The organism is Actinomadura parmotrematis (genome assembly GCF_019458805.1).
Taxonomy (GTDB): Bacteria; Actinomycetota; Actinomycetes; order Streptosporangiales; family Streptosporangiaceae; genus Spirillospora; species Spirillospora parmotrematis.
Genome location: NZ_JAIBOA010000002.1, coordinates 446,381 through 472,600, shown reverse-complemented (window position 1 = coordinate 472,600; position 26,220 = coordinate 446,381). Strand labels below are relative to the sequence as shown.

Annotated in this window: 24 protein-coding genes, 2 tRNA genes and 1 pseudogene; 13 read left to right on the top strand and 14 right to left on the bottom strand. The window is 73.5% G+C overall.

Translation table 11 applies throughout. The features are described 5' to 3' along the window. The first annotated feature begins 110 nt into the window (after nt 1–110). Entirely contained in the window at nt 111–1,034 is a 924-nt protein-coding gene (locus K1Y72_RS05015; protein ID WP_220163589.1) for a Vgb family protein, read from the top strand. Here K1Y72_RS05015 and K1Y72_RS05010 read toward each other — a convergent pair. After that, nucleotides 1,015–2,247, bottom strand: coding sequence for an alpha/beta hydrolase (locus tag K1Y72_RS05010; RefSeq protein WP_220163587.1), 1,233 nt, complete (start codon nt 2,245–2,247; stop codon nt 1,015–1,017). The two genes, K1Y72_RS05015 and K1Y72_RS05010, sit on opposite strands and share 20 nt — an antisense overlap. A 203-nt stretch (nt 2,248–2,450) precedes the next feature. On the opposite strand from K1Y72_RS05010, the gene K1Y72_RS05005 reads away from it, so the two are divergent. After that, on the top strand, nt 2,451–3,110 hold the full coding sequence (locus K1Y72_RS05005) for an HAD family hydrolase (RefSeq protein ID WP_220163585.1): 660 nt from the start codon (nt 2,451–2,453) through the stop codon (nt 3,108–3,110). Nucleotides 3,111–3,121: 11 nt separating this feature from the next. Here K1Y72_RS05005 and K1Y72_RS05000 read toward each other — a convergent pair whose 3' ends face one another. From K1Y72_RS05000 to K1Y72_RS04985, 4 genes are all read right to left on the bottom strand, one after another. Further along, nucleotides 3,122–3,877: a class I SAM-dependent methyltransferase gene (locus K1Y72_RS05000; RefSeq protein ID WP_220163583.1), complete on the bottom strand. Its 756-nt coding sequence runs from the start codon at nt 3,875–3,877 to the stop codon at nt 3,122–3,124. A 20-nt stretch (nt 3,878–3,897) separates the two neighbouring features. Beyond that, nucleotides 3,898–4,935 carry a hypothetical protein gene (locus K1Y72_RS04995; protein WP_220163582.1) on the bottom strand — a complete coding sequence of 346 codons (1,038 nt, stop codon included), beginning with the start codon at nt 4,933–4,935 and terminating at the stop codon, nt 3,898–3,900. A gap of 37 nt (nt 4,936–4,972) precedes the next feature. Continuing rightward, entirely contained in the window at nt 4,973–5,749 is a 777-nt protein-coding gene (locus K1Y72_RS04990) for an SAM-dependent methyltransferase (protein ID WP_220163580.1), read from the bottom strand. A gap of 264 nt (nt 5,750–6,013) precedes the next feature. Further along, nucleotides 6,014–6,086 (bottom strand) — tRNA-Arg (locus K1Y72_RS04985). Nucleotides 6,087–6,738: 652 nt separating this feature from the next. On the opposite strand from K1Y72_RS04985, the gene K1Y72_RS04980 reads away from it, so the two are divergent. Then, nucleotides 6,739–7,767, top strand: coding sequence for a D-alanyl-D-alanine carboxypeptidase family protein (locus K1Y72_RS04980; RefSeq protein WP_220163579.1), 1,029 nt, complete (start codon nt 6,739–6,741; stop codon nt 7,765–7,767). A gap of 405 nt (nt 7,768–8,172) precedes the next feature. Here the strand turns inward: K1Y72_RS04980 and mscL (K1Y72_RS04975) are convergent, their stop codons facing one another. The 5 genes from mscL (K1Y72_RS04975) to K1Y72_RS04955 form a co-directional block, all read right to left on the bottom strand. Next, nucleotides 8,173–8,586, bottom strand: coding sequence for a large conductance mechanosensitive channel protein MscL (mscL, locus tag K1Y72_RS04975; protein WP_220163578.1), 414 nt, complete (start codon nt 8,584–8,586; stop codon nt 8,173–8,175). Nucleotides 8,587–8,663: 77 nt separating this feature from the next. Continuing rightward, nucleotides 8,664–9,062: a large conductance mechanosensitive channel protein MscL gene (gene mscL / locus K1Y72_RS04970; protein WP_220163577.1), complete on the bottom strand. Its 399-nt coding sequence runs from the start codon at nt 9,060–9,062 to the stop codon at nt 8,664–8,666. A gap of 48 nt (nt 9,063–9,110) precedes the next feature. Further along, entirely contained in the window at nt 9,111–10,160 is a 1,050-nt protein-coding gene (locus K1Y72_RS04965; RefSeq protein ID WP_220163576.1) for a CpaB family protein, read from the bottom strand. A gap of 1,329 nt (nt 10,161–11,489) precedes the next feature. Then, complete coding sequence (locus tag K1Y72_RS04960) at nt 11,490–12,311, bottom strand: S-methyl-5'-thioadenosine phosphorylase (protein WP_220163575.1); 822 nt, start codon at nt 12,309–12,311, stop codon at nt 11,490–11,492. Between the two features lie 131 nt (nt 12,312–12,442). Next, on the bottom strand, nt 12,443–14,548 hold the full coding sequence (locus K1Y72_RS04955) for an MMPL family transporter (RefSeq protein WP_220163574.1): 2,106 nt from the start codon (nt 14,546–14,548) through the stop codon (nt 12,443–12,445). A gap of 217 nt (nt 14,549–14,765) precedes the next feature. Here K1Y72_RS04955 and K1Y72_RS37000 point away from each other — a divergent pair, with 217 nt between their 5' ends. After that, nucleotides 14,766–15,431, top strand: coding sequence for a hypothetical protein (locus K1Y72_RS37000; protein WP_308286904.1), 666 nt, complete (start codon nt 14,766–14,768; stop codon nt 15,429–15,431). Between the two features lie 62 nt (nt 15,432–15,493). Here the strand turns inward: K1Y72_RS37000 and K1Y72_RS36995 are convergent. From K1Y72_RS36995 to K1Y72_RS04935, 4 genes and pseudogenes are all read right to left on the bottom strand, one after another. Continuing rightward, a pseudogene (locus K1Y72_RS36995) lies at nt 15,494–15,670 on the bottom strand (FmdB family zinc ribbon protein); the annotation flags it as partial. 69 nt (nt 15,671–15,739) lie between these two features. Continuing rightward, nucleotides 15,740–17,227, bottom strand: coding sequence for a potassium/proton antiporter (locus K1Y72_RS04945; RefSeq protein ID WP_220163570.1), 1,488 nt, complete (start codon nt 17,225–17,227; stop codon nt 15,740–15,742). Nucleotides 17,228–17,354: 127 nt separating this feature from the next. Continuing rightward, nucleotides 17,355–18,341, bottom strand: coding sequence for an NAD(P)-dependent oxidoreductase (locus K1Y72_RS04940; RefSeq protein ID WP_220163569.1), 987 nt, complete (start codon nt 18,339–18,341; stop codon nt 17,355–17,357). Nucleotides 18,342–18,372: 31 nt separating this feature from the next. Next, nucleotides 18,373–18,954, bottom strand: a complete 582-nt coding sequence (locus K1Y72_RS04935; RefSeq protein ID WP_220163568.1) for a 5-formyltetrahydrofolate cyclo-ligase — start codon at nt 18,952–18,954, stop codon at nt 18,373–18,375. Between the two features lie 33 nt (nt 18,955–18,987). Between K1Y72_RS04935 and galU the strand changes: the two genes are divergently transcribed. The 9 genes from galU (at nt 18,988) to K1Y72_RS04890 (ending at nt 25,645) form a co-directional block, all read left to right on the top strand. Then, nucleotides 18,988–19,914: a UTP--glucose-1-phosphate uridylyltransferase GalU gene (galU, locus tag K1Y72_RS04930; protein ID WP_220163567.1), complete on the top strand. Its 927-nt coding sequence runs from the start codon at nt 18,988–18,990 to the stop codon at nt 19,912–19,914. A gap of 28 nt (nt 19,915–19,942) precedes the next feature. After that, the gene (gene glp / locus K1Y72_RS04925; protein ID WP_220163693.1) at nt 19,943–21,151 is read left to right on the top strand and encodes a molybdotransferase-like divisome protein Glp; all 1,209 of its coding nucleotides are present in this window, start codon (nt 19,943–19,945) and stop codon (nt 21,149–21,151) included. Beyond that, a complete protein-coding gene (gene moaC / locus K1Y72_RS04920; protein ID WP_220163566.1) occupies nt 21,148–21,648 on the top strand; it encodes a cyclic pyranopterin monophosphate synthase MoaC in 501 nt (166 codons plus the stop codon). Before glp ends, moaC begins: the two co-directional genes overlap by 4 nt. Before the next feature lie 8 nt (nt 21,649–21,656). Continuing rightward, the gene (locus tag K1Y72_RS04915; RefSeq protein WP_258571887.1) at nt 21,657–22,142 is read left to right on the top strand and encodes a MogA/MoaB family molybdenum cofactor biosynthesis protein; all 486 of its coding nucleotides are present in this window, start codon (nt 21,657–21,659) and stop codon (nt 22,140–22,142) included. Nucleotides 22,143–22,256: 114 nt separating this feature from the next. Further along, the gene (locus K1Y72_RS04910; protein WP_220163564.1) at nt 22,257–22,799 is read left to right on the top strand and encodes a DinB family protein; all 543 of its coding nucleotides are present in this window, start codon (nt 22,257–22,259) and stop codon (nt 22,797–22,799) included. A 37-nt stretch (nt 22,800–22,836) separates the two neighbouring features. Continuing rightward, nucleotides 22,837–24,033: an N-acetylglucosamine-6-phosphate deacetylase gene (gene nagA, locus K1Y72_RS04905; RefSeq protein ID WP_220163563.1), complete on the top strand. Its 1,197-nt coding sequence runs from the start codon at nt 22,837–22,839 to the stop codon at nt 24,031–24,033. Between the two features lie 36 nt (nt 24,034–24,069). Next, a complete protein-coding gene (locus K1Y72_RS04900; protein ID WP_372452830.1) occupies nt 24,070–24,696 on the top strand; it encodes a GNAT family N-acetyltransferase in 627 nt (208 codons plus the stop codon). A 217-nt stretch (nt 24,697–24,913) separates the two neighbouring features. Then, nucleotides 24,914–25,513, top strand: a complete 600-nt coding sequence (gene sepX / locus K1Y72_RS04895) for a divisome protein SepX/GlpR (protein ID WP_220163562.1) — start codon at nt 24,914–24,916, stop codon at nt 25,511–25,513. Between the two features lie 58 nt (nt 25,514–25,571). Further along, nucleotides 25,572–25,645 (top strand) — tRNA-Ala (locus K1Y72_RS04890). The last annotated feature ends 575 nt before the right edge of the window (nt 25,646–26,220 follow it).

The following is a 26,220-nucleotide window of genomic DNA, read 5'->3' as shown; positions in this document are numbered from 1 at the left end:
TCGGCCTGCCGGGTGGTCTCCAGCAGGAAGGGGACGGCGTCGCCGCGGACCCCCGCGGGCGGGTGATCCCGCCACTACCGGACGGACGCCGCATACGACATGATCTGCGCATGGCACGCTCCATCGAGCAGTTCCCCGTCGGAGAGCCGGGAGCCGGCCCCTACGCCGTCGCCGCCGGCCCCGACGGCGCCCTCTGGTTCACCCTCGTGCACGGTGCCGCGCTCGGCCGTCTCGTCCCGGGCGAGCCGGCGGCGACGGTGCTGCCGCTGGACGGCGCCGCCACCCCCATGATCATCACGCCGGGCCCGGACGGCGCGCTCTGGTTCACCGACGCCGGCCGCCACCTCGTCGGCCGCGCCGCCGCCGACGGCACCGTCACCGAGTACCCGCTCCCGACGCCCGGTGCCTCCCCCTTCGGCATCGCCGCCGGCCCCGACGGGGCGCTCTGGTTCACCGAGACGGCCGCCGACCGCATCGGCCGCATCGGCGTGGACGGCAAGATCGAGGAGTACCCGCTGCCGCTGCGCGAGTCCTTCCCGTCCACGATCGTCGCCGGCCCCGACGGCGCCCTCTGGTTCACCCTGAACCAGGCCAACGCCATCGGCCGCCTGGCGCTGGACGGCGCCCTCGCCGTGCACCCGCTGCCGACGCCCGAGGCGGCGCCCGTCGGCCTCGCGGCGGGCGGCGACGGCGCGCTCTGGTTCACCGAGATCGGCGCCGGGCAGATCGGGCGGCTCACCCCTGACGGGCGGACCGACGAGTTCGCGCTGCCCGACCCCGGCTGCCGCCCGCACGCCATCGCCGCGGGCGCCGACGGCGACCTCTGGTTCACCGAGTGGGCCACCGCGCGCCTCGGCCGCATCACGTGCGACGGGACCGTCGAGGAGTTCGCCCTCCCGCCCGGCAGCGAGCCGCACGGCCTCACCCTCGGACCCGACGGCGCGGTGTGGACGGCGCTGGAGAGCGGGACGCTCGCGCGCCTCGCCCCGCCCGGACCCGCCCGGACCGCTCCGGTCAGACCCTCTTCGCGCTGATCGACACCATCAGCGCCGGCCACACCTTGTGCATCTCGCGCTGCCAGTACGGCCAGGTGTGCGAACCGTTGCCGTACAGGTCCGCGGTGACCGGCACGCCGAGCTGCTTGGCGCGCGCGATGAAGTCCTGGGCGGTGCGGAACACCTGCGACTCGCTGAGGTAGCGCACGTCCCACGCCGCCTGCGACCCGGTGTCGTACACGCCGGGCTTGCCGTTGCCGGACGAGATGTAGAGCCTGGTGCCCTTCAGCTTGGGCAGCAGGTTGTAGGGGTCGTGCGCGACCCAGTTCGCGTGGTCGGCGACCGCGTTGCCCCAGATCGCCTCGGGGTCCGTGCCCGGCCTGGTGTTGGTGTACATGAGCAGCGACGGGATGCCGGGCGACAGCATCGACATGACGCCGCTGAACCCCGCCACGTACTTGAAGTAGCCGGGGTGGCGGCCGGCGTAGGTCATCGCGCCCTGCGCGCCGGAGGAGATGCCCATGACCGAGCGCACCCGCCCGGACCGGAAGTTGCGCTCCATGAGCTGGCGCACCTCGACGGTGTGGAAGGTCTCCCACCGCGGGGTCCCGCCCTTGCCGCCGTTGTACCAGTTGGTGTACGAGCCGTTCGCGCCCTCGGGCATGACGACCAGCGCGTCGTACCGGATCGCCAGCGACTCGATGTCGGTGCTGCGCGTCCAGGAGACGTAGGAGTCGTTGCCGCCGTGGAAGACGTACAGCGTGGACCAGGCGCGGGCGGCGTCGTGCTTCCACCCCTTCGGCACGAGCACCCGCACCTTCCGGGTGGAACCGAGCGCGGGGGAGGAGACCGTCAGGTCCACCTCGTACTTGCCGAGCCACTTCACCGCGGTGATCTTCGCGCCGTCGTCGGCGGCCGCGTAGGTGCCCTTCTGGCCCCGGTCGGCACCGCCGGACGGGCCGGGCACCGGCTTCTCGACGGCCGGGGCGGTGCCCCCGCCGGTGCCGCCGCCCGTGCCGGCGCCGCCGTTGCCCAGCGGCGCCGCGGCCTGCTGCTCGGGCACCGCCTGCTTGTTGCGGACCACCAGCTCGGTCGCCTGCGCGGGCTCGGGCGCCGGGCCGGAGCCGTCCGCGAGGGCCTTGCCGCCGGCCGGTTCGGAGTGTCCCTGGGGCAGCAGCAGGAGCACCGTGGGCGTGATGATCACTGCCGCCAGGCTGCCGATGGCGAGCAGGGAGTCTGTCCTTTTGCGCACTGCCGTCCCCTCCGTGGTACCCGGAGACCCTACTGATGCGTAACGCGATACACGAGTGTTCTTTAAGAAATATTGGACTAAGTTCTAGTTAGCCCTTGATGTCCCCGTAGCCCGGCACCCGTCATTATGGTCCCAACTGCTACGTACGTCACAACCGGCGCCCCCTTCCGGTTCGTCACCCGGCACCCGGGTAGGCGTCCGATATGCGCGACGCTGTGATCTTCGATGTGGACGGCACCCTCGTCGACACCACCTACCTGCACGCCGTCTGCTGGTGGGAGGCGTTCCGCCAGCATGATCGGCACGTCCCGATGGCGGACGTCCACCGCGCCGTCGGCATGGGATCCGACAAGCTGCTGGACGCCGTCCTGCCGGACGACCGCGACCGCGCGGACGACGACGGCATGACGAGCGCCCACGCCGTCCTCTACGCCCAGTACCACTCGCGCCTGCGCGCCTTCGACGGCGCCGCCGACCTGCTGCGCGCCTGCCACGGGCGCGGCGCGCGCACCGTCCTCGCCAGCTCGGCCGCCGAGGAGGAGCTCCGCGCGCTGCGCGCCGCCCTGGACGCCGACGACGCGATCGACGCCGCCACCTCCTCCTCCGACGTGAAGGAGAGCAAGCCCGCCCCCGACCTCGTCGAGGCGGCGGTGTCCCGGGCGGGCGTGGACGCCGGGCAGGCGATCTTCGTCGGCGACGCGGTCTGGGACGTGAAGGCCGCCGCCCGCGCCGGGATGCCCTGCGTCGCCGTCCTGTCGGGCGGCGTCCCCCGCGCCGACCTGGAGGAGGCGGGCGCCGTCGCCGTCTACGCCGACGTCGCCGCCCTCCTCGCCGACCTGGACGGCAGCCCCCTCAACGGCTGAGCCCGCGCCGGTCAGCGCAGCTCGGCGACCAGCAGCATGAACAGCGGGGACGGGAAGCCCACCCGCCACCACGGGTCGTCGCGGAGCTGCTCGGCGCTCGGATGCGGCTCGCGCAGGTCGGTGATGACGAACCCCGCCTCGCGCAGCGTCCGCGAGTAGTACTCCAGCGGCCGCAGCCAGGAGGTGATCATGGAGGGGGAGTCGAGGCCGTCCACCGCGAAGTACTGGTCGATGCCGCGCGCCTCGAAGTACCGGTCCGCCGGGACGCTCGCCCGCTCGCCGTGCTCGGACCGCTCCACGTAGAAGCAGGGGTGCAGCGTCAGCACGATCAGCCGGCCGCCGCCCTTCAGCACCCGGCCGAACTCGGCGATCGCGGGCCCGGGGTCGGCGAGATGGCTGAACAGGTGGTTGCAGACCACCAGGTCGAACTCGGCGTCGGGCATCGGCAGCGCCTCCACCCCGGCCCGCACGAACTCCGCCGCCGTCGGCACCGCCTGCGCGGCGTCCACCAGCCCCTGCGCGGCGTCCACCCCGACGACGCTCGCGCCGCGCTCGGCCAGCGTCCGCGACAGGTAGCCCTCGCCGCAGCCGGCGTCCAGCACCCGCAGGCCCGCGCAGGGGCCGACGGCCTCCAGCAGCGCCCGGTCGGTCAGCTCGGTGCGGTACCGGTCGTGCCCCCCGCGGATGACCTTCACCCAGTAGTCGGCGTTGGCCTCCCACCGCTCCCGGGTGAGGTCGGCGTAGGTCTGCCGGGCCACCTCGTCCATCGGGCCCCCCATCTCGTTCGTCAGCTCAGTTGATCGATCCGCCGGGCCAGCTCGGCGCCGGCCCGGCGGATCCGGCGGTCGGCGTGCCCCGTCGCGCGCCGCAGCAGTGCCGCGCGCAGCTCGGGCAGCCGCCCGCCGAACGTCGGGTCGCGCTGCAGCGCCAGCGGGACGTAGGTGATCAGCAGGTACAGGAAGTAGGCGTCGTTGTAGGTCCCGATCTCCCGCAGCACCTCGCGCGCGGTGTTGCGCAGCAGCAGCGCCGACGGCAGCGTGAAGTCCGAGCTGATGCGGCCGTCGCGGGTGTAGGTCGGGAACGACCAGTGCTCCAGCGCGGTGAAGATCGGGGTCCGCTCCAGCTCGTACTGGTAGCGCTCGGCGAGGTCGACGTCGTTGGAGTTGATCAGCGAGCCCATCACCACGCCGCGCATCATGAACGCCGACCGGCGGCCGGGCACCTCGAAGCTCAGCTCCGCCTCCGTCGCCCCGGTCACCTTGCTGACCTGGTGGGTGAGGATGTTGAGCGCGAGGATGGAGTGGAAGGAGTAGGACTTGCGGTTCAGCCGCGGCGCGATGTCCACCGACGACTCGAACAGCCGGTGCGGGTCGTGCAGCAGCCCGCCTTCGGTGGAGAACAGCGACGACAGCGCCCGGTCCTGCTCGCGGCCCCAGAACCGCGCCAGGTAGGACGACACCTTCTGCACCGGCGCGTCGCGCACGATGAGCAGCGCCGCCTCCAGCGCGTTCAGCAGGTGCTGCGGCGCGACGGGGGAGGCGTCCAGCGCCTCGGCGTTCACCACCAGGCCCTCGCCGGCCAGGTCGTCCACCAGCGTCTCCCGGCGTTTCAGCACCGAGTGCGCGGTGGAGTACTCGGCGACGCCGGGGATCGACGAGATGAGGCTCTGCAGGGAGCGCCCGCTGATCCGGTCGAGCCAGGCGTCGTTGTCCCACAGGCGGAAGACGGTGCTCTCGTCCAGGCCGGAGAAGAGCGCGACGTCGGACATGTTCAGGCCGATGTCGCCGGCGATCTCGGAGAGCGGCCTCGGTTCACTGGCGGTCATGCCGGGTCCTGGAAGCGTCACCAACGGGGGACTTCGATCATAGACGGCGGACCCGGCCGGCGAAGCCGAGAAGCGGCAGCCCGTCGTCGACGGCGCCCCGCACGTCCTGCAGGCCGTGCAGCATCCCGGCGAGCTCCGCGCGTCCGCGCGGCCGGAACGTGATGCCCGCCTCGGCGTAGACGGCCGCGGCCTCCTCCACCTCCGGCGTCCGCTCGATGTGCGACACCACGACGCGGCTCCCGTCGGGCAGCAGGTCCACCAGCTCCTCGACGATGCCGCCGGGCCCCTCCTCGTCCCGCAGGAACGGCAGCACCCCGAGCAGCAGCACGCCGATCGGCCGCTCGGGGTCGATCACCCGCAGCAGCTCGGGGTGCTGGAGCATCCGGCCGGGGTCCCGCAGGTCGCCTCCGTAGGCCACGGTGCCCTGGCCGGTCGCGAGGAGCGCCCGCGCGTGCGCCGTCACCACCGGGTCGTTGTCCACGTACGCCACCCGGCAGCCGAGCGCGACCCGCCGCGCGACGTCGGCGACGCTGTCGTGCGCGGGCAGCCCGCAGCCGACGTCGAGGAACTGCCGGATCCCGGTCCGCGCCAGGTGCCGCACGGCGTCCTCCAGGAACACCCGGTTCGCCCGCGCGGCCCGCGCGATCGTCGGGGCGGCCTCCAGCATCCGCTCGCCCGCGACGCGGTCGGCGAGGTAGTGGTCCTTGCCGCCGAGGAAGTAGTTGCAGATGCGCGCGGCGCTCGCGCCCCGCTCCAGCATCCCGGACGGGCCGCCGCCGCACCTGCGGACCCGCACCGCCGCGCCCGAGGTCATACCGCCCTCCGGCCCTGCGTCATCCCCGCGACACCCATGGCACCCACAGCCTCATGTCCGCATGACGAGCAACGACCCTGCTGAACCCCAGCTTGACGCGGCGTGCATCTGCCGGTCACCGCCTCTTGCGCGCACGCAACCCTCCGCCCCCACCAGCCCCGCACCGGGCATCCCGGACAGCGGCGGGCGTCCCGGACACCGCCCGGGGCGGGGCGCGAAAGAGCCCCTGACCGGCGCCGGCGCGGGTCAGGGGCTCGTGGGACGTGCCCCCGGCAGGATTCGAACCTGCGGCACCCGCTTTAGGAGAGCGGTGCTCTATCCCCTGAGCTACGGAGGCTGGACGGCGTCCGACGCAAGAGCGTAGCGGACCCCGCGTACAGGGTAGGGGACGCGGGGCGGTCCGCGCTCCTCCCTTAGGGCGGCCGGCGGCGGTTCGCGGACCGGGCCTGGGGACGATCGGCGCGAATCGGTACGCTTCCGTGCTGTGACGGGACGACATCGAGGACAGGAAGCGGCCGGGGAGGCACCGCGGAGCAGGCGGGCGTACGTCCTCGCCGGCGGGACCGCCGCCGCGGTCGTCCTGGTCGCCGCGCTCGTCCTGGTCGGGGCCCTGGTGCTCGGGCTGCGGGACGGCGGGGCGGGCAGGACGCCCGCGGCAGGAGCGGCGAACACCGCCGCGGAGGCCACGGAAACGCCGCCCGCGCAGCCGACCATCGGGGCGAGCGTGCCGCCGAAGCCGCAGCCGAGACCGCGCGTGTCCACGCGGGCACCCGCCGCGAGCGCGAAGGCGACACCCGCGCCCCGGCGGACCCGGCCGAGCACGCCCGCCCCACGGGTCACCCGCGGGTGCCCGCCGGAGTGGAACGAGGTGCCCTGGCTGCGCAGACTGTGCCACCGCCACCGCTGAGACCGGTCGTTCCCTCGCTTCGGGGAACCTGTAGTACCGTGCCTCCGGCCACGTGTCACAGGGCATCAGGAGGAAGAACACCGTGCCAACCCTCCGGTCGGCGGTGCCGATCGCGTCCTTCCTGGTGATCGCGGCCGTCGGGTCGGCGCCGAGCCAGGCGGCGGTCCGCGACAACTCGCTGGAGGACCTCCGCAAGCAGGCGGCCGGGGCCCGGTCGGACCTGGAGAAGGCCACCCGCCAGATGGAGGACCGCCGCAAGCAGCTCGCCGCGTCCCAGGACCAGCTGCGGTCCAAGCTGAAGGACCTGGCGGCGGCGGACAGGGAGCTGGACCGCATCCGCGGCCCCCTCGCCATGATCGCCAACTCCTCCTACCAGCAGCCGGGCGCCGCCGGCTCCATGGCGATCTTCGGCGTCGGCGATCCGGGCTCGGCGCTGCGCTCCACCAGCGACGTCACCTACCTGGCGAAGGACCAGCAGTCGCTCGTCGACCGCGCGAACGCGCTGCAGAAGCGGCGCGCCGACCTCGCGTCCGGCGCCCAGGACCTCCAGGCCCGCAACGCCATCGCGCAGACGAAGATCCAGCAGGACGTGAACGGGCTGAAGGACAAGTCCGCCCGGCTGACCAAGCAGCTCACCGCCATGCTCGCCAAGGTCAGCCCGGACCGGCGGCTCGCGCTGACCTGCGACAAGAGCCTCGCCGCCGACGCCAAGAAGTTCCCGAACGGCCTCATCCCGGCGAAGTACCTCTGCCCGCTCCCGCAGAAGGGCAAGCAGCTGCGCGCCGACGCCGCGCTCGCCTTCTACAAGATGAACACCGCCTACCGGGCGCACTTCGGCCGGCAGATGTGCGTGACGGACTCCTACCGGAGCCTCGCCAACCAGCAGCGCGTCTACGCCGAACGTCCGGGCTTCGCCGCCGTGCCGGGCACGAGCAACCACGGCAAGGGGCAGGCCGTCGACCTGTGCGGCGGAGTCCAGAACCAGGGGTCGCCCCAGTTCAACTGGCTGAGGGCGAACGCCAAGCGCTTCGGCTGGCTCCACCCCGCCTGGGCGTACAGCAACCCCTTCGAACCCTGGCACTGGGAGTTCGGCACCGAGGGCGACCAGTAAGCCCCCTCCGGCCTTCACCCGCGCAAGGAGCCCCTGCGGCACACGCGGCAAGGCCCGCCGCCGCGCCTCACCCGCAACCGGGAGCGATCCGGCCCGGCTCGACCGGGCCCCGATGCGGCCCGGCCAAGACCAGCCGGGTCCGGCCCGGACCAGCCCAGGACCGGGCAAGGCCGCCATCAAGGCCCGACCGGGGCCGGACAAGCTGAGCCGGCCGAGCAGGGCCGGCCGGGATCGGCAAGCTGAACCGGCTGATCCAGGCCCGGCCCGAGCCGACCAAGGCTGCGTTAGCTGATCAAGGCTGGCCTGAGTGAATCAGGGCCGGGCGAAGCTGAGCAGGGCGGGCATGGACCGACCAGGTCGAGCAAAGCCGGCGAGGTCGGCCGTCCGCCCGACCGATCGAATGCGCTACGCCGGGGCCTCGTTGGTGGGCAGGACCTCGACGGTGCAGAACCGGCAGCGGCGCGCCTTGACCGGGATCTCGCTGAGGCACTGCGGGCACTCGCGCTCGGTCGCCTCCTTGTGGCCGTCGAGGCGCTCGATCAGCTTGGCCGTCGGCAGGACGACGATGAAGTACACGATCACGGCCGTGATGAAGAACGAGATGGCCGACGTGAGGAACACCCCGTACGGGAACGTGGTGTCCGAGATCTTGATGGACAGCTTGGTGTAGTCGGGCTTTCCGCCGAACAGGGAGATCAGCGGCGCGATGAACGAGGTCGTGAAGTCCTTGACCAGCGAGCCGAAGGCGGCGCCCACGACGACGGCGACGGCCAGGTCGACCAGGTTGCCCCGGAAGAGGAACTTCTTGAATCCGCCCATTGATGTACTCCAGCGAGGGTTGGGGGGTCTTTGCTACAGGCCACCCTCTACCCGGCGCTTTGCACTTCATGAGTGGATCAAGCGGGAGCGACCTCCATCGTGCAGTCCTTACAGCGTGTCGCCTGCAACGGGATCTCCGAGAGGCAGAACGGGCAGTCGCGGGTGGTGGCCTCCTCCTTGCGCGCCATGCGCTCCAGCAGCTTGGCGGTGGGCGCCACCACCAGGAAGTAGATGACCGCGGCGATGATCAGGAAGGAGATCGCGGCGGTGATGAACAGGCCGTAGGGGAACTCGGTCCCGTTGACCTTGAAGGAGAGGTCGTCGAAGTCGGGCTGGCCGCCGATCAGGGCGATGAGCGGGGTGATGAACGACTTGACCAAAGCGTTGACCAGGGCGGTGAAGGCCGCGCCGATCACGACCGCGACGGCCAGCTCGATCAGGTTGCCGCGCAGGAGGAACTTCTTGAAGCCGCTCATGAACCCTTCGCTCGCTCTAGGTGATCATTCGATGACGGAGCGAGGCTATCAATGCGCCGTCAACGTGATCGAGAGGGCCGCGCCAGCCCCGGCCAACGCGGCCGCCTGCGTGCGGCCGACGGCCAGCACGATCAGCGCCCCCGCTCCCGTGCCGGCGCCCCCCGCCGACCCTTCGGCGGCTCCGGCCTGCGGCACCATCAGGACGGGCACGTCCGACACCACCAGCCGAGCCCGCCCGGCCGTCCCGCGTCCGGCCGCCCCGCGCCCGGACGGAACGTCCGGCGGGTCGGGACCCATGGCCGTCTCCGCGGCGGCGAGCACGTCGATCCGATCGCCGGGACGCAACAACCGGACGGCGTCCGCATCGGCGATCCGCACGGGCACGGCAACGGTCTCCGCTCCGTAACCGCGCAACAACCCCTCACCCAGCACGCGTGAGTCCGTGAACACCTCACCTGCACGCATGGGCCCGCCCAACACCCTCCCCAACAACTCCCGCCCAACAACCCCCACCCCACGCGCCGCCCTTACCCCATCCACAACCCCCACACCGCGCACCGCCCCCGTGCCATGCGCCACTTCCGTGCTGTGTACCGCCCCCGTGCCGCGTACCGCCCCCACGCCGCGCGCCGCCTTCACCCCGCGTACTGTCTTCGCTTCGCCCCCAACTCCCACCCCGCGCATAGCCCTCACCTCGAGCGCTGCCTCCGCCCCGCGCGCTGCCTTCGCCTCGAGCACTGCCTTCGTCTCGAGCATCGCCTTCACGCCGCGTGCCGCCTCCTCCCTGCGTGCCGTCTGCGTCCTGCGTGCAGCCTGCGCTTCGCGCGTCGTCTGCATGCCGCGCACCGCTTGCGCTCCGCGCACCGCTTGCGCTCCGCGCACCGTCTGCGCGCCGCGCACTGCCTTCGCGCCGCGTGTCGCCTCCTCCCTGCGTGCCGTCTGCGTTTTGCGTGCAGCCTGCGCTTCGCGCGTCGTCTGCATGCCGCGCACCGCCTGCGCTCCGCGTGCCGCCTTGGCCCAGCGCACCGCTTGCACCCCGCGCACCGCTTGCACCCCGCGTGCCGTCTGCATGCCGCGTGTCGCCTGCGCGCCGCGCATCGCCTCCGCTCCGCGTGCCGTCTGCGCCGTGTGTGCCGCCTGGGCCCCGCGCATCGCCTCCGTATCGCGTGTCGCCTTTGCTCTGTGTGCTGCCTTTGCCCCGTGCGTAACTCCGACTCCATGCATCGCCTTCGCCTTGTGCGCTTCTCTCGTTCTGTCCGCGACCCTCACTGCGCGTGCCGTCAGCGCTGCGCGTGTCACCAGTGCTCCGTATGCCATTTCCGACCTGCGCGCGGTCTCCGCTCCGCGTGCTGGCTTTGGTTCACGCGCAGATTTCGGTCCGTGCGTTGTCTCTGGTCCGTGCGTCGGTTTCACCTTGGGCGCTGGCCTCATGCAGCGCGTGACCCGTGTCGCGTGTGTCGAGCTCGCTCCGCGTGCTGTCTTTGCTCCGTGCTCGGCCTTGCACGCGATCCTCACCATGTGCGTCGGTCTCACGGCGTGTGATGCCTCCGCTTCGTGTGCCGTCCTGGCCCAGCGGGTCGCTTTCATCTCGTGCACCACCTCCACTCCGAGCGCTGCCTTCACTTCTGCCTTGCGCGTGGTCCTCGTTGCGGGTGCGGCTTGTGCTTTGCGCGCCGGCCTCGCCTTGTGCGTTGATTTCGGTTCGGTCGTCGGTCTTGCTTTGTGGGGCGTCCGTGTCTTGCGGGCTGCCTTCACCTCGCGTGTGGGGCTTGCGCTGTGTGTTGGTTCCGCTCTGTGTGCTGGCTGTGCTGCGTGTGCTGTTCGTGCCGAGTGGGTGCGGAGTGTTGTTGGTTCGCCGGGTGGAGTGCGGTCGGTGGTTGCTCGGGGGTGGTCGGGAGAGGCGTGGTAGGCGCCGGCGGGGACGGCGTTCGGGGGGAGCGCCAGCTCGTGGATGTCGGAGCTTTGCAGGGTGATGCCCGCCGGCAGATCACGGGCGGCGGCGAGTACGAGCACGGACGGGGGAGGCGGGGGGCGTACGGCGAGCATGCCGAAGCCAGTGGCGAGAGCTGCGCACAGCGCTGCCCACAGCCTGCGATGCCTGATCAGGATCCGTCGTCTGATCGGTGTGCGCGGTCGGGCGCCGTGGCGGTCCGTGGGGGTGCCGGCGAAGGCGGGCGGGGCGGTGCGAGCGCTGTTCTTCATGACTGGGTCCGTTTCTGGTGGGGCGTGCGGCGTGGGGCGGGGAGGCGGTGCGGGCAAGGGTGAGGGGTTTGAGGGCAGGCTCGCGCCTTGAGGTGAAGGGGTGGAAGCCCGGAGATCGGGGCTTGAGGGGTTCAGGGCAGGCTTGCGCCTGGGTGGGGCGGGGGTGGGGTGAAGGGGAGCGGGTGAAGGAGAGGTGGGGCGGGCGGGAAGTGGGCTGCGGGCGGGTTACGGGAGGGTCAGAGGGAGGTGGAGGCCGTCCAGGACGTTCGGGCAGGGGCAGGTGCGGTTGGCGGGGAGGTCCTTGACGACGTCGGTGAGCAGCTCGCGGAGGCGGCCGATGTTCTGGCCGAAGACCTCCAGGACCTCCTGGTGGGTGACGCCCGCGCCCTCCTCGATGCCCGCGTCCAGGTCGGTGACCAGGCAGAGGGGCGCGTAGCAGAGGGCCAGCTCGCGGGCCAGGACGGCCTCGGGGTGGCCGGTCATGCCGACGAGGGTCCAGCCCTGGGCGGCGAACCAGCGCGACTCGGCGCGGGTGGAGAAGCGCGGCCCCTCGATGATGACCAGGGTGCCGGTGTCGACCGGATCCCAGCCCGTGGCGCGGGCCGACGCGGCGGCGGTGGCGCGGAGGGAGGGGCAGTACGGGTCGGCGAACGAGACGTGGACGGCGGCGCCCGCGTCGTAGTAGGTCTGCTCGCGGCCGGAGGTGCGGTCGACGAGCTGGTCGGGGAGGGCGAGGGTGCCGGGGCCGTGGGCCGGGGTGAGGGAGCCCACCGCCGACGGGGCGAGGACCCGGCGGACGCCGAGGGAGCGCAGCGCCCACAGGTTGGCGCGGTAGGGGATCCGGTGCGGGGGGAAGCGGTGGTCGCGGCCGTGCCGGGGGACGAACGCGACGCGGCGGCCCGCGAGCTCGCCGATCGCGATCGGGTCGCTCGGCGGCCCGTACGGGGTGTCGACGTGGACCTCCTCGATGTCGTCGAGGAAGGAGTAGAAGCCGGAGCCGCCGATGACACCGATCTCGGCCCCGCGCACTGCGCTGCTGGAGGTCATGTCGCCGACCCTAACCAGCGGTGCGGGCGTCCGACAGGCTTCGCGCGACCTGTGGATAACTCCGCGGACGGCGGCGCCGGGCGGGCGGCCCGGGCGGGCCGCCCGCCCGGCGCGGGGCGGAGCGGGACGGGTCAGGACACCGGTTCCAGCGACCGGGTCCGGTCGGCGCCGCGGCCGCCGCGGCGGCGGAGCCGCGGGGCCCAGACGCGGTCGCCCAGGTCGTGGGCGAGCGCCGGCATCAGCAGGGTGCGGACGACGAAGGTGTCGAGCAGGACGCCGAGGGCGACCGCGAAGCCCAGTTCGGCGAGCTCGGTGATCGGGAGGGTGGCGAGCGCGGCGAACGTCGCCGCGAGGACCAGGCCCGCCGAGGTGATCACGCCGCCGGTGACCGTGACGCCGCGGACGATGCCGCGCCGCGTGCCGAGCCTGCGGGACTCCTCGCGGACGCGGTGCATGAGGAAGATGTTGTAGTCGACGCCGAGCGCGACCAGGAACACGAAGGCGAGCAGCGGGAACGACCGGTCGGTGCCCTCGTAGTGCATGACGTGCCGGAAGAGGAACGCGCTCGTGCCGAGGGACGCCAGGAACGACAGCACCACCGTCGCGATCATCAGCAGCGGCGCGACGAGCGCTCGCAGCAGCACCACCAGGATCAGCAGCACCACGACCAGCGCCAGCGGGATGACGGTCCTGTTGTCGTGCGCGGACGCGCGGTCGGTGTCCAGCGACACCGCGGGCGAGCCGCCGACCAGGGCGTGCGCGCCGGGGACGGCGTGCACGGTGCCGCGCAGCCGTTCGACGGTCCGCTGGGCGGCCCCGGTGCCGTCGGAGGCGCTCAGCACCGCCTCGAACCGGACGAGGCCGTCCTTGCCGCCGGTGCGCTCCACCGAGGTGATGCCGGGCGTGCCGGCGATGGCGGCGCGCAGCGGGCCGGCGGCGGCCGCGTCGCCGATGACGACCGCGGGGTCGCCCTGCAGGTTCGGGAAGTGCCGTTCCACCGCTTCCAGGCCCTGGACGGAGTCGGGCCGGCCGGTGAAGCTGCCCTTGTCGGTGATGCCACCGCCGTTGAGCGAGCCGAGGCCGAAGGTGAGGCCGACCAGGACCAGGCTGGTGACCGCCCAGAGGGCCCGCGGCCGTCGGGTGACGAGGCGCGCGACGCGGCTCCAGACGCCGTGCTCGGCCTCGTAGGCCTCCGGCGCGAGGTAGCGGGCGTCGTGGCGGGGGACGAGGGGCCAGAACAGCCAGCGGCCGAGGACGACCAGCAGCGCGGGCAGCAGCGTGACCATCGCGGCGAAGCCGGTGAGGACGCCGGCGGCGGCGACCGGTCCGAAGCCGCTGGCGGAGTTCATCTCGGCGGCCAGCAGGCAGAGCAGCGCGGCCGCGACGGTGGCGGCGGACGCGGCGAGGGTGGGGCCGGCGCGGTGCAGGGCCCGCGCCATCGCGGCGTGCCGGTCGGCGTGCCGGTGCAGTTCCTCGCGGTAGCGGGCGACGAGCAGCAGGGCGTAGTCGGTGGCGATGCCGAAGACCATGACGGTGAGGATGCTCGCGCTCTGCCCGTTGACGGTCAGCCCGGCGTGCTTGGCCAGCAGGTAGACGGCGGCCTGCGCGGACACCAGGGCGAAGATCACGCAGAGCAGCGGGACGAGCCACAGCACGGGGCTGCGGTAGAGCAGGAGCAGCAGGACGATGACGACGATCCCGGCCGCCATCAGCAGGAACCCGTCGACGGAGTCGAAGATCTCGTCGCCGTCGGCGTCGCCGCCGGCGCTGCCGGTGACGTGCGCGGCGAGTCCGGGCGGGGCGCGCTTCAGCAGGGCGCGGGCCTGGTCCACCGATTCGGTGACGTGGTCGCGGTCGATCGGCACGAGGGTCTGCAGCGCCCTGCCGTCCTGGGCGGGGAGGGGCCCGCGGACGGTGCCGGCGCCCGGCAGGGCGGCGAACGCGCGCCCGTCGGCGGCGGCCTTGGCGCGGTCGGCGGCGGTGATGCCGGAGGGGCGCTCGTAGACGATGACGGCGAGCTCGGACTGGTCGACGGCGAACCGGTCGTCGAGCTGGATGACCTTGGTGGACTCGGTGCCGTCGGGCAGCCAGGCCGAGGCGTCGTTGCTCTTGACGTCGCCCAGCTTGCCCGCCAGCGGGAAGAGCAGGGCGAACAGCAGGGCCCAGATCAGGAGGACGGCCCATTTTCCGCGGCGTCCGCAGATGGCGGCGGTGCAACGCTCAAGGGGGGATGTCATGCCCCGATCGTCGCCGTGCCGCGATCGGGGGCGCGTCGGGCGGGAGAGCCGACCGGCGTCCCCCTCTCAAGGGTGGGGCGGACCCGCCCGCCTCCCTCCCGAGCGGTATACGGACGGGCCGAAAGTAGCCGCATGAACGCCCGTAGTGACGGGAAGGAAGTTGGTGCGGGCATTCCGGCGGTTCGGGGGCAGCGGGGGACGTTCCGGGGGGTGGGCGGTGCACATCATCGTGTGGCGGGCCGCCGCGCTGCTGCTCGCCGCGCCCGACCAGCGGTTCCACGACCGCCGCCCGATGCTGCGGGCCGCGCTGCAGGACCTGCCCGACGTCCCGGCGGTGCGGCTGCTGACGGCGTTCCTCGACCACACGGCGCGGACGCCGCCGCTCGACCTCGCCGCGCACCGCGCGGGCCTCGGGTTCCGCCTCGGGGGCTACGCCGCGCCGGGACCGCAGGCGCACCTGCTGGGGCAGCTGCCCGGGTTCTACCGGGCGGCGGGATTCGACGCGGGCGGCGAGGAGCCCGATTCGCTGCCCGTCCTACTGGAGTACGCCGCCGACAGCGGTGACGACACGCTGCTGCTGGCGTTGCGGGCGCCCCTGGGCCGCCTGCACCGCGCCCTGGAGGAGCGGGCCACGCCCTACGCCGCCCCCGTGGGGGCGGTGCGGGCGGCTCTGGCGGACGCCGGTCAAGCGACCTTCTCCGACGAGGACTTGGCGCTGCCGGCCGAGGCGCCGCTCGACGCGGAGTCGCTCGAACCGGACGAGGCGGTGGACGAGGACTCGGACTTGGCCGGGGCGGCGGAGTCCTTGGAGTCCTTGGCGGTGGAGCCGGCGGAGGCGGCCGTCGAGGAGGAGCTGCCCGAGCCGCGGCTGTCGGTGCGGTAGAAGCCCGACCCCTTGAAGATGATGCCCGCGGCGGAGAAGACCTTGCGCAGCTTGCCGGTGCAGGCGGGGCATTCGGTCAGCGCGTCGTCGCTGAACTTCTGCACGGCCTCAAGAGGCTCGCCGCACTCGGTGCAAACGTACTGATACGTCGGCACGGTTCCTCCTCGCTGCCCCGAGCCCGGACGACCGGGCTGGCACTCATCCAAGACGACTGCTAATGGTACCGATGTCTGCAACATCTCGCGCCCCGGGCCTGTTCCCGCGTCCCGGCCGGGGCGGGAACAGGCCCGAGGATACGAGACGCCGGGTCAGGCTCCGGACTCGCCGAACCAGCCGGCCAGCTTGCCGCGCCTGCTGACGGCGCGGAGCCGCCGCTCGGTGGCCTCGCGCACCTTGGCGGTCGTGACGACCAGCAGGGTGTCGCCGGCGCGCAGGGCGGTGTTGCGGTCGGGGACGAAGCTCTCGCCGTCGCGCACCACCAGGGTGATCGACGCGCCGCGCGGCAGCCGCAGCTCGAAGATCTCCACGCCGTTCAGCAGCGAGTCGTGCGGGACGGCGATCTCCAGCAGGTCGGCGTGCAGCTGCTCCAGCGGCGCGGCCTCCACGTCCAGCTCGCGGGCCTGCTCGTCGCTCTTCAGCCCGCACCAGCGGGCGACGAGCGGCAGCGTCGGGCCCTGGAGCAGGGTGAACACCACCACGATGGTGAACACGATCGCGAACAGCGTGGTCGCGCCGGGGACCTGCTTCACCATCGGGATGGTGGCGAGCACGATCGGCACCGCGCCGCGCAGGCCGGCCCAGGACGCGAACGCCTTCTCGCCCCATGACAGGCCGAAGCCGAGCGTGGACAGCCACATCGAGACCGGCCGCGCGATGAGCAGCAGCACGAAACCGATCGCGAGGGCGGGCAGGATCTGCGCGGGCAGGTCCTCGGGGGAGGCGAGCAGCCCGAGCATCACGAACAGGCCGATCTGGGCGAGCCAGGCGATGCCCTCGGCGAAGCCGCGCGTGGCGGGCCGGTGCGGCAGCCGCGCGTTGCCGAGCACGAGGGCGCTCAGGTAGACGGCGAGGAAGCCGCTCGCGTGCAGCTCGGCGGCCGCGCCGTAGGAGCCGACCGCGAGCGACAGCACCGCGATCGGGTAGAGGCCGGACGCCGGCAGCGCCACGTGCCGCAGGGCGTAGGCGCCCGCCCAGCCGATCGCGAGGCCGATCAGGCCGCCGGCGACGAGCTCGTAGGCCATCACGCCGAACAGCTCGGCGAGGTTCGGCACCTCGGCGTGCGGGGTGCTGAGCGTGACCACGATGATCACGACGGGGGCGTCGTTGAAGCCCGACTCGGCCTCCAGCAGGCCGGTCAGCCGGGACGGCAGCGGCAGCCGGCGCAGCACCGAGAACACCGCGGCGGCGTCGGTCGGCGCGAGCACCGCGGCCAGCAGGAACGCCAGCTGCCAGTCCATGCCGAGCAGGCCCATGGCCGCGACCGCGACGATGCCGATGCTGATCAGCGTGCCGATGACCGAGACCGACACGGCCGCCGGCACCGAGGGCCGGACGTGCCGCCAGTTGGTGGTGATGCCGCCCTCGGCCAGGATCAGGACGAGCGCGGCGAGTCCGAGGACCTCGGTCAGTTCGTAGTTCTCGAAGCCGATGTGGAACGGGCCGGCCTCGCCGATGAACAGGCCGATGCCCATGTAGGCCAGCAGCGTCGGCAGGCCGGCGCGGTGCGACAGCCGGACGGCGATGATGGCGCAGAGTACGAGGGTCGATCCGAGCAGTAGCCAGGTTTCGAGGCGCACATCCCTCCCCGCGGGGTCGGAGGCGAGTGATCTTTAAGGAATCCTACAGATATAGGTGTTGATTACATACTTTCGGTACGCCGTCGGGTGTGTCGGGCCCGCCCGGCGGCGCCCGCGGACGTCCCGCTCAGCGCTGCCGGACCACCGGATCCACGCCGTTGACGACGTTGGCGACGGGCCGGCCCGCCATCGCCGCCGCGAGGTTGTCCTTCATCATGCCGAGCATGGTGAGCTGCGACTCCCGGGTGCCTCCGGCGGTGTGCGGCGACAGCAGGACGCGCTCGTCGGAGCGCAGCGGATGGTCCTCGGGCAGCGGCTCGGTCTCGTAGACGTCCAGCGCGGCCCCGGCGAGGCGCCCCGAGTCCAGGGCGGCGCGGACGTCGGCGTCGGGCGCGATGCCGCCGCGCGCCACGTTCACCAGCAGCGCGCCCTGCGGCAGCAGCGCGAGCCGGTCGGCGCCGAGCAGGCCGCGCGTGCCGGGCGCGAGCGGCAGCGCGATCACCAGCAGGTCGGAACCGGCGAGCAGGTCGTCGAGCTCGCGGTAGGTCGCGACCGCCTCCGCGCGGCGGCGCCGCGACCAGTAGGACACCGTCGAGCCGAGCGCGGCGAACAGGCGGGCGGTCTCCGCGCCGATCGCGCCGTACCCGACGATCCCGACCCGCAGCGAATGGATCTCGCGGGTGCCGCCCCGCAGCACCTCCTGCTGCGGCCAGGCGCCCGCCCGCATCGCGCGGTCGCTCGACACCGTCCTGCGGCAGAGCGCGAACGCGGCGCCGACGGCCCACTCGGCGACCGCGCGGGCGTTGGACCCGGCGGTGTTGGCGACCGGGACGCCGGCGGCGGCGAGCGCCTCGGTGTCCACGCTGTCGGTGCCGACGCCGGGCGTCTGCACGAACGCCAGGCGCGGCGCCGCGGCGACGGCCTCGGCGTCGAGCGCGAGGCGTCCGGTGAAGTCGGCGACGACCAGGTCGGCGTCCGCGATGCCGGCGAGCAGCCCGGCGCGGTCGCGTGACTCCAGGAAGACCACCTCGACGTCGCCGAGCGGCTCGAACTGCGACCGGGCGAAGCCCGGATCGAGCGGCGGGAGTGCGAGGGCCTTCCACGTCCTGGTCATGTGCTGCCTCCTGCCCCGGTCCGGCGTGCGGTCAGGCGAACCGTACCAAGCCGCCCGAAGGCGTCAGCGCGGCGCGTACCCGCTGGTCGTGGGGTTCGGCGGGCAGCTCGTCCACCAGCTCGCCGTCGTGCAGGAGCGCGACGGTGAGGATCGCCGGGCCGACGCGGGCGAGCGCCCGGTCGTAGGAGCCGCCGCCGCGCCCGAGCCGCGTCCCCGTCCGGTCGACCGCGAGGGCCGGGACGAGGACGACGTCGGCGCTCGCGACCGCCGCCGTCCCGCGCGGCGGCTCGGTCGGCTCCAGCAGCCCGCGCGGGCCGGGCGCGAGCGAGCCGGGGCCCTCGTAGGACGCCCAGTCCAGGTCGCCGTCCGGCAGCAGCCGGGGGAGCAGGACGTAGGTGCCGCGCTTCCACAGCGCGAACAGCAGGCTCCGGGTGTCGGGCTCGGCGCCCACCGACACGTAGGCGGCGACCGTCCCGGCCATCTCCAGTTCGGGCACCGCCAGCAGCCCGTCGCGCAGGGCGCGCGCCGCCGCGTCCCTGACTCCCGGGTCGAGCGCCGCCCGTCCACCGAGCAGCCGCTCGCGTATCACTTTCTTGTCGCGTATGTCGTGCACGCTGAAGTCCTCGCCGATGACTAGGGTCTCTCTATGGCCGATCACGCACCCGTACTCAAGGCCGTCGTCCCCGCGGCGGGCCTCGGCACCCGATTCCTGCCCGCCACCAAGGCGACTCCCAAGGAGATGCTGCCGATCGTCGACAAACCGGCGATCCAGTATGTCGTCGAGGAGGCGGTGGACGCCGGGCTCACCGACGTTCTGATGATCACCGGGCGCAGCAAGCGGTCCATCGAGGACCACTTCGACCGCGCCTACGAGCTGGAGGAGACCCTGGACGCCAAGGGCGACCAGGAGCGCCTGGCGGCGGTGCGCGAGTCCGCCGACCTGGCGGTCATGCACTACGTGCGGCAGGGCGAGCCGAAGGGCCTCGGTCACGCCGTGCACTGCGCCCGCCAGCACGTCGGGAACGAGCCGTTCGCCGTGCTGCTCGGCGACGACCTCATCGACGCCCGCGACGAGCTGCTGAAGCGCATGATCGAGGTGCGCGGCCGGTACGGCGGCAGCGTCGTCGCCCTCATGGAGGTCGACCCCGACCAGGTCTCGGCCTACGGCGTGGTCTCCATCGAGGACACCGCCGAGGACGACGTCGTCAAGATCACCGATCTGGTGGAGAAGCCGCCGGCCGACGAGGCGCCGAGCAACTGGATCATCATCGGCCGCTACGTCTGCGACGCCGCCGTCTTCGACGTGCTGGAGAGCACCCCGCCCGGCCGCGGCGGCGAGATCCAGCTGACCGACGCGCTGCGCACCCTCGCCGACACGCCCGCCGAGCAGGGCGGCGGCGTCTACGGCGTGAAGTTCCGCGGCCGCCGCTACGACACCGGCAACAAGCTGGAGTACCTGCGCACCGTCGTGCAGTTCGCCTCCGAGCGTGAGGACCTCGCCGAGGACTTCCTCGGCTGGCTCCGCGAGTTCGTCGCCGCGCACGACGGCGCGGGGGACGGCAAGGACGCGTGACGAGCCGCCACACTGGGGGACCGTGGGCATGAGAACGGTCGAGGAGCACCTCGCGGAGATCCTGAACAGCGTGCCGGTGCTGCCGCCGCTGGAGCTGGCGCTGCTGGAGGCGGCGGGGTCGGTGCTCGCCGAACCCGTCGCGGCCCCGGTGCCGCTGCCGCCGTTCGACAACTCCGCGATGGACGGGTACGCGGTCGTCGCGGCCGACGTGGCGGGCGCCAGCGACGACGACCCGGCGGTGCTGCCGGTCATCGGCGACATCGCCGCGGGCGACGGCGGGGTGACGGCGCTCCGGCCCGGGCTGACCGCCCGGATCATGACGGGCGCGCCGCTGCCGGCGGGAGCCGACGCCGTCGTCCCGGTCGAGTGGACCGACGGCGGCACCGCCACGGTCCGCGTCACCCGCCCGGCGCCGCCCGGCAACTACATCCGCCGCGCCGGCGAGGACGTGCTCGCCGGCCAGATCGTCGCCGGGCCCGGCACCCGGCTCGCCGCCCCGCAGCTCGGCATGCTCGCCGCCGTCGGACGCCCGCGGGTGCTCGTGCGGCCGAAACCGCGCGTCGTCGTGCTGTCCACCGGCAGCGAGCTGCGCGAGCCGGGCGCCGCGCTCGCGCCCGGCCAGATCTGGGACTCCAACAGCTTCATGCTGACCGCGGCCGTCGCCGAGGCGGGCGGCGTCGGCTACCGGCAGGCGACCGTCGGCGACGAGCCCGACAAGGTGCTGGAGACGCTGCGCGACCAGCTCATGCGCGCCGACGCCGTCGTCACCTCCGGCGGGGTGTCGATGGGCGCCCGCGACGTGGTCAAGGAGGTGCTGACCGGCCACGGCACCGTCCGGTTCCACCAGGTGCGGATGCGGCCCGGCAAGCCGCAGGGGTTCGGCCTGCTGGAGGGCGTCCCGATCTTCACGCTGCCCGGCAACCCGGTCAGCGCCTACGTGTCCTTCCAGGTCTTCGTGCGGCCCGCGCTGCGCGCCATGCAGGGCCTGGCGCCCGAGCCGCTGCCGACCGTCCGGGCCCGGCTCACCGCCGACGTCCGCTCGCCCGCCGGGATCCGCCACTACCTGCGGGCCCGCCTGGACGACGCCCGCGGCGGCCCCGCCGTCGCCCCCGCCGAGGGGCAGGGCTCGCACCAGCTCGGCGCGCTCTCGTCCGCCAACGCGATCATCGCGCTGGGCGCGGCCGACGAGGCGCTGCCCGCCGGCTCCACCGTCGAGGTCATGAGGTTGCCGTCATGAGCATGGGATCCGAGCACACCGGGTTCAGCCACCTGGACGCCAAGGGCGACGCCCGCATGGTCGACGTGTCGGCCAAGCAGGTGTCGGCCCGGCAGGCCACCGCCACCGGGTTCGTGGCCCTGTCGCGGGCGTGCGTCGCCGCGCTGCGCGCCGGGGACGTGCCGAAGGGCGACGCGCTCGCGGTCGCCCGGATCGCCGGGATCATGGGCGCCAAGCGCACCCCCGACCTCGTCCCGCTCTGCCACCCGATCGCGCTGCACGGCGTGACGGTGGACCTGGCGGTCCGCGACCGCGGCGTGGCGATCACCGCCGTCACCCGCACCGCCGACCGCACCGGCGTGGAGATGGAGGCGCTGACCGCCGTCACCGCCGCCGCGCTCGCGCTGGTCGACATGGTGAAGGCTCTCGACCCGGGCGCGACGGTCACCGACGTGCGGGTCGAGGAGAAGCTCGGCGGCAAGACCGGCGCCTGGCGCCGCGAGGAGGGCGACCGATGATCCGCGCGATGGCCGTGACCGTGTCCAACCGGGCCGCGGCGGGCGTCTACGCCGACACCTCCGGGCCCGTCCTGGTCGACCTGCTGACCGAGGCGGGCTGCGAGGTCGACGGCCCGGTCGTCATCCCCGACGGCGAGGCCGTGACCGGCGTGCTGCGCGACGCCGTCGCGTCCGGCTACGACGTGGTGGTGACCTCCGGCGGCACCGGCCTCACCCCGACCGACGAGACGCCCGAGCGGACCCGGCCCGTCCTGGACCGCGAGGTCCCCGGCATCGCCGAGGCGATCCGGCTGCAGGGCCGCGACGCGGTGCCGGCGGCGATCCTGTCGCGCGGCCTCGCCGGCGTCGCCGGCCGCACGCTGATCGTCAACCTGCCCGGCTCGACCGGCGGCGTCCGCGACGGCATGGCCGTGCTCGGCCCGGTCCTGCGGCACGCCGCCGACCAGATCGGCGGCGGCGACCACCCGCGCCCCGAGGACGGCGTCGCCCTCTGAACCGCCCGCCGGGGAGCGCCAGGCGGGCTGCGTCACAGGACCGGTCCAAATCTATCGATATTGTGAGGAATCCCTGCTTGACGCTGCCTGACCGGCGAGGATCATATTGAGGGCATGGGCGATTTCCCCACCTCCATCGCCGCGACCTACGACGAGGTCCGCGAGCGCCTGGTCGGCCGGCTGGCCGGGCTGACCGACGACGAGTACCGCTGGGAGCCGGTGCCCGGCTGCTGGTCCGTCCGCCTCGTGGACGGCCGCTGGAGCATCGACGGCGAGGGCGGCGGCCCGCCCCCGCCCGACCCCGTCCCCTTCACCACGATCGCCTGGCGCCTCGGCCACATCGGCATGACCTTCCTGGACTACGACAGCCGCCTGTTCGGCGACGGGCCGCTCGCCCCCGCCGACATCAAGCTGCCCGGGAGCGCCACCGAGGCGATCGCGTTCGTCGAGGGCGCCGAGCGCGAGTGGCAGCGCCACGTGGAGCGGCTCACCGGGGACGGCTGGGCGCGGCCGCTCGGCCCGCGCTTCAAGTCCTACGCCGACAACACCGCCACCGACCTCGTCCTGCACGTGCTGGACGAGTTCACCCACCACGCGGCCGAAGTCGGCGTCATGCGCGACCTGTACAACCACCGGAGCGAGTTCCTGCCGTCCTGAACGGGGGCGGCGCGGCCGGGGTTCGTACAGTGAGGGCGTGACGAGCCTGACCAACGCCCGCCTCGTGCTGCCCGACCGCGTCGAGGCCGGCGACCTGCACCTGGACGGCGCGGAGATCGCGGCCGCGCCGGTCCCGGGCGCCGCCGCCGTCGACCTCGGCGGGCGGTACGTCGTGCCCGGCTTCGTCGACATGCACGTGCACGGCGGCGCGGGCGCGTCCTACCAGTCGGGCGTGGCGGACGACGCGCGGCGGGCGGCGGCGTTCCACCTGTCGCGCGGCACCACCACGACCGTGGCGAGCCTCGTCACCGGGACGCCGGAGGAGCTGCGCGCGGCCGTCGCGTGCCTCGCGCCGCTCGCCGCCGAGGGCGTCGTCGCGGGCGTCCACCTGGAGGGCCCCTACCTGGCGCGGGCCCGCTGCGGCGCGCACGACCCGGACCTCCTGCGCGCCCCCGACCCCGCCGAGTTCGCCGCGCTCGCCGACCTCGCCGGCGGCCACCTGCGCATGATCACCATCGCGCCGGAGCTGCCCGGCGCCCTCGACCTGGTCCGCGCCGCCGCCGCCCGCGGCGTCCTCGCCGCCGTCGGCCACACCGAGGCGACCGCCGCGACCGTCCGCGCGGCGTTCGACGCCGGCGCCCGCGCCGCCACCCACCTGTTCAACGCGATGCGGCCGCTGCACCACCGCGAGGGCGGGCCGGTCGCCGCCGCCCTCGCCGACCCGCGCGTCACCGTCGAGCTGATCGGCGACGGGATGCACGTCGCCGCCGACGTCGCCGCGCTCGTCTTCGCCGCCGCGGGCGCGGACCGCGTCGCGCTGGTCACCGACGCGATGGCCGCCGCCGGGCTGGGCGACGGCGACTACCGGCTCGGCGTCATGGACGTGGCGGTCCGCGGCGGGCGCGCGACGCTCGCGGGCGGGACGTCCATGGCGGGCAGCACCATCACCCTGGCGGACGCGTTCCGGCGCGCCGTCCGCGCGGGCGTCCCGCTGCCCGACGCCGCCCGCGCCGCGTCCCTCACCCCGGCGCGCGCCCTCGGCCTCGATGGCCGGATCGGGACGCTGGAACCGGGAAAGCGCGCGGACCTGGTGGTCCTGGAGGAGGATCTGACGGTCGCCCGCGTCATGCGCGGCGGGCGCTGGACGGGGCCCCCGGGCCTGCCGGACCTCCCGCCCGCGCCCGGCCAAGATGCGCTGGACCTGCGGACCGGCCAAGATGTGGGCGACAATTGATGGCGTCTGGACGCTCGACCAGGGAATCATGGAGCCGTGGAACGGATGCGGGGATGGCCGGTCACCTTGACCGAGGGGCCGGTCGGGCTGCGCCCGCTGCGGCACCGCGACGCCGCGACCTGGCGCGACCTGCGGGTGCGCAACGCCGACTGGCTCCGCCCCTGGGAGCCCACCAACCCTGAGACGCCGCTGTTCCGCAGCGGCCTCGGCCCCTACCTCGGCATGGTCCACACGATGCGCCGCGAGGCGCGCCAGGGCCTCGCGCTGCCGTGGGTGGTCACCTACGACGGGTCGTTCGCCGGGCAGCTCACCATCGGCGCGATCGTGTGGGGCTCGGCCCGCTCGGCGCAGATCGGCTACTGGATCGACCGGCAGGTCGCCGGCCGCGGCGTCATCCCGACGGCCGTCGCGCTCGCCGTCGACCACTGCTTCTTCGCCGTCGGCCTGCACCGCCTGGAGGCCAACATCCGCCCCGAGAACGCGGCGAGCCGCCGGGTGGTGGAGAAGCTCGGCTTCCGCGAGGAGGGCGTCCGCCGCCGGCACCTGCACATCGACGGCGCCTGGCGCGACCACCTCTGCTACGCCCTCACCGTCGAGGACGTCCCGGGGGGCCTGCGGGCCCGCTGGCCGGCCGGGCGCCCGAGGTCGTCGTCATCGCCGTGACGCGCGGCCGGGCGGCCGTAAGAATCCTGCGTTCGAGAAGACGGGGCAAACGGAGAGTAACCACGCCAGCGATCTCGCGACACACCGCCCCGAATGCTCGTCAACCTCGGACACCGGCTCGTACCGTGCGGGGCGTGACCCTGCTCCCAATGCACGTGTGCGTGCCGAATGTCGGCCCGCCGATCCAGCGTGCCCTGGGCACACCGGCGGTGGGCCGGTGAGCAGCGCCGTCCTCTACCTCGCCATCGTCGCCGTCTGGGCCATCGTCCTCGTACCCATGTGGCTCCGCCGCGACACCGAGGCGACCGGAGTCTCCCGCTTCCTGCACAAGCGCGGCGACGAAGCCCTCCCCGAGGAGAGCGCCGCCCTCGACGACGAGCCCGAGCAGGAGCCCGAACAGGACGCGACCACCACCGCCATGCCGCCGCCCGCACCCCGCCGCCCGAGGCGCGCCACCGTCATCGCCCGCCGCCGCCGCCGCACGGCCGGCCTCACCCTCCTCCTGCTGACCTCGCTCGCCCTCGTCCCGACGGACCTGGCGCCCTGGTGGATCACCGTCCCGCCGGTGCTGCTGCTGGCCGGGCACCTGGCCCTGCTGCGCGTCGCCGTCGGCATGGACGCCGCCAACCACCGGGCGGCCGCCGAGGCCGCCCGCGCCGCCCGCGAGGCCCGCGCCGCCGCCGCGGCGGCCGCCGCCCGCGCCGCCGAGGAGACCCCGGACCCGGCCGACCACGCCGAGATCATCGAGCTCACCGCCCTGGCCGAGGAGGAGGTCTTCGACCAGTACGCGGCCGACCGCCGCGCGGTCGGGGAGTGACCCGCCGTTATAGGTGGCGCGAGGACCGGCCGGAGTTTGCTAACCTTACGGAGTCCGCGGGGCTGTAGCGCAGTCCGGTAGCGCACTTCGTTCGCATCGAAGGGGTCAGGGGTTCGAATCCCCTCAGCTCCACCCGTGACAAGGGCCGGTTCCGACTTCGGAACCGGCCCTTTGCGTTCCCGCGCCGCGCCCCGCCGTTCTGGGTGGGAAGTGTGCATGATGCTGGTATGTCTTCTTGGCGTAGTGCCTCCCCGCGCGGAGGGTGCTGATCTCCAGCGCTCGCACGCTCGCACGCTCGGGCCTGGGCGACGGTGGTCGCGAAGAGCACGAGCAGTAAGTACGGAACGGACTACGGGCTGACTCACACCGACTGGTCGGGGCGGGCTCGCACGGTCCGGACCGAAGAGCTGGCTTCCGGGTACAAGGTCGGGGACCGCGTCGAGATCTACTACGCCCTCGCCGAGGGGTCAGAGGTCAGCGGGGTCCGGGAGGGCCGTCCTGGGGCGGCGCAGTTCCGCGGGTCGATCGCGTCTGCGGGGTTCTCGGTGATCTGTCTTGTTCTCGCGGCCGGTCTGACGGTCGCGCGGATCCGCCGGGGCCGCATGGAGCGCGGTCCCTTTCGTGGCCGCGTTCCGGTCGGTCCGGCAGGCGGCTCCGTCCGGGAACTCCGCGGGCCGCGGGCCTGATCTGAGGGGTGCGTCGATCAG

Coding starts and splice junctions, on each gene's coding strand:
- K1Y72_RS05005 (WP_220163585.1), top strand. CDS start 2,451: ATGCGCGACGCTGTGATCTTCGATGTGGACGGCACCCTCGTCGACACC.
- K1Y72_RS04915 (WP_258571887.1), top strand. CDS start 21,657: ATGGCCGTGACCGTGTCCAACCGGGCCGCGGCGGGCGTCTACGCCGAC.
- K1Y72_RS04955 (WP_220163574.1), bottom strand. CDS start 14,548: ATGACATCCCCCCTTGAGCGTTGCACCGCCGCCATCTGCGGACGCCGC.
- K1Y72_RS05000 (WP_220163583.1), bottom strand. CDS start 3,877: ATGGACGAGGTGGCCCGGCAGACCTACGCCGACCTCACCCGGGAGCGG.
- K1Y72_RS04940 (WP_220163569.1), bottom strand. CDS start 18,341: ATGACCAGGACGTGGAAGGCCCTCGCACTCCCGCCGCTCGATCCGGGC.
- K1Y72_RS04990 (WP_220163580.1), bottom strand. CDS start 5,749: ATGACCTCGGGCGCGGCGGTGCGGGTCCGCAGGTGCGGCGGCGGCCCG.
- galU (WP_220163567.1), top strand. CDS start 18,988: ATGGCCGATCACGCACCCGTACTCAAGGCCGTCGTCCCCGCGGCGGGC.
- K1Y72_RS05015 (WP_220163589.1), top strand. CDS start 111: ATGGCACGCTCCATCGAGCAGTTCCCCGTCGGAGAGCCGGGAGCCGGC.
- glp (WP_220163693.1), top strand. CDS start 19,943: ATGAGAACGGTCGAGGAGCACCTCGCGGAGATCCTGAACAGCGTGCCG.
- moaC (WP_220163566.1), top strand. CDS start 21,148: ATGAGCATGGGATCCGAGCACACCGGGTTCAGCCACCTGGACGCCAAG.
- mscL (WP_220163577.1), bottom strand. CDS start 9,062: ATGAGCGGCTTCAAGAAGTTCCTCCTGCGCGGCAACCTGATCGAGCTG.
- K1Y72_RS04960 (WP_220163575.1), bottom strand. CDS start 12,311: ATGACCTCCAGCAGCGCAGTGCGCGGGGCCGAGATCGGTGTCATCGGC.
- K1Y72_RS04995 (WP_220163582.1), bottom strand. CDS start 4,935: ATGACCGCCAGTGAACCGAGGCCGCTCTCCGAGATCGCCGGCGACATC.
- K1Y72_RS04910 (WP_220163564.1), top strand. CDS start 22,257: ATGGGCGATTTCCCCACCTCCATCGCCGCGACCTACGACGAGGTCCGC.
- mscL (WP_220163578.1), bottom strand. CDS start 8,586: ATGGGCGGATTCAAGAAGTTCCTCTTCCGGGGCAACCTGGTCGACCTG.
- K1Y72_RS04965 (WP_220163576.1), bottom strand. CDS start 10,160: ATGCGCGGCGCGCAGGCGACACGCGGCATGCAGACGGCACGCGGGGTG.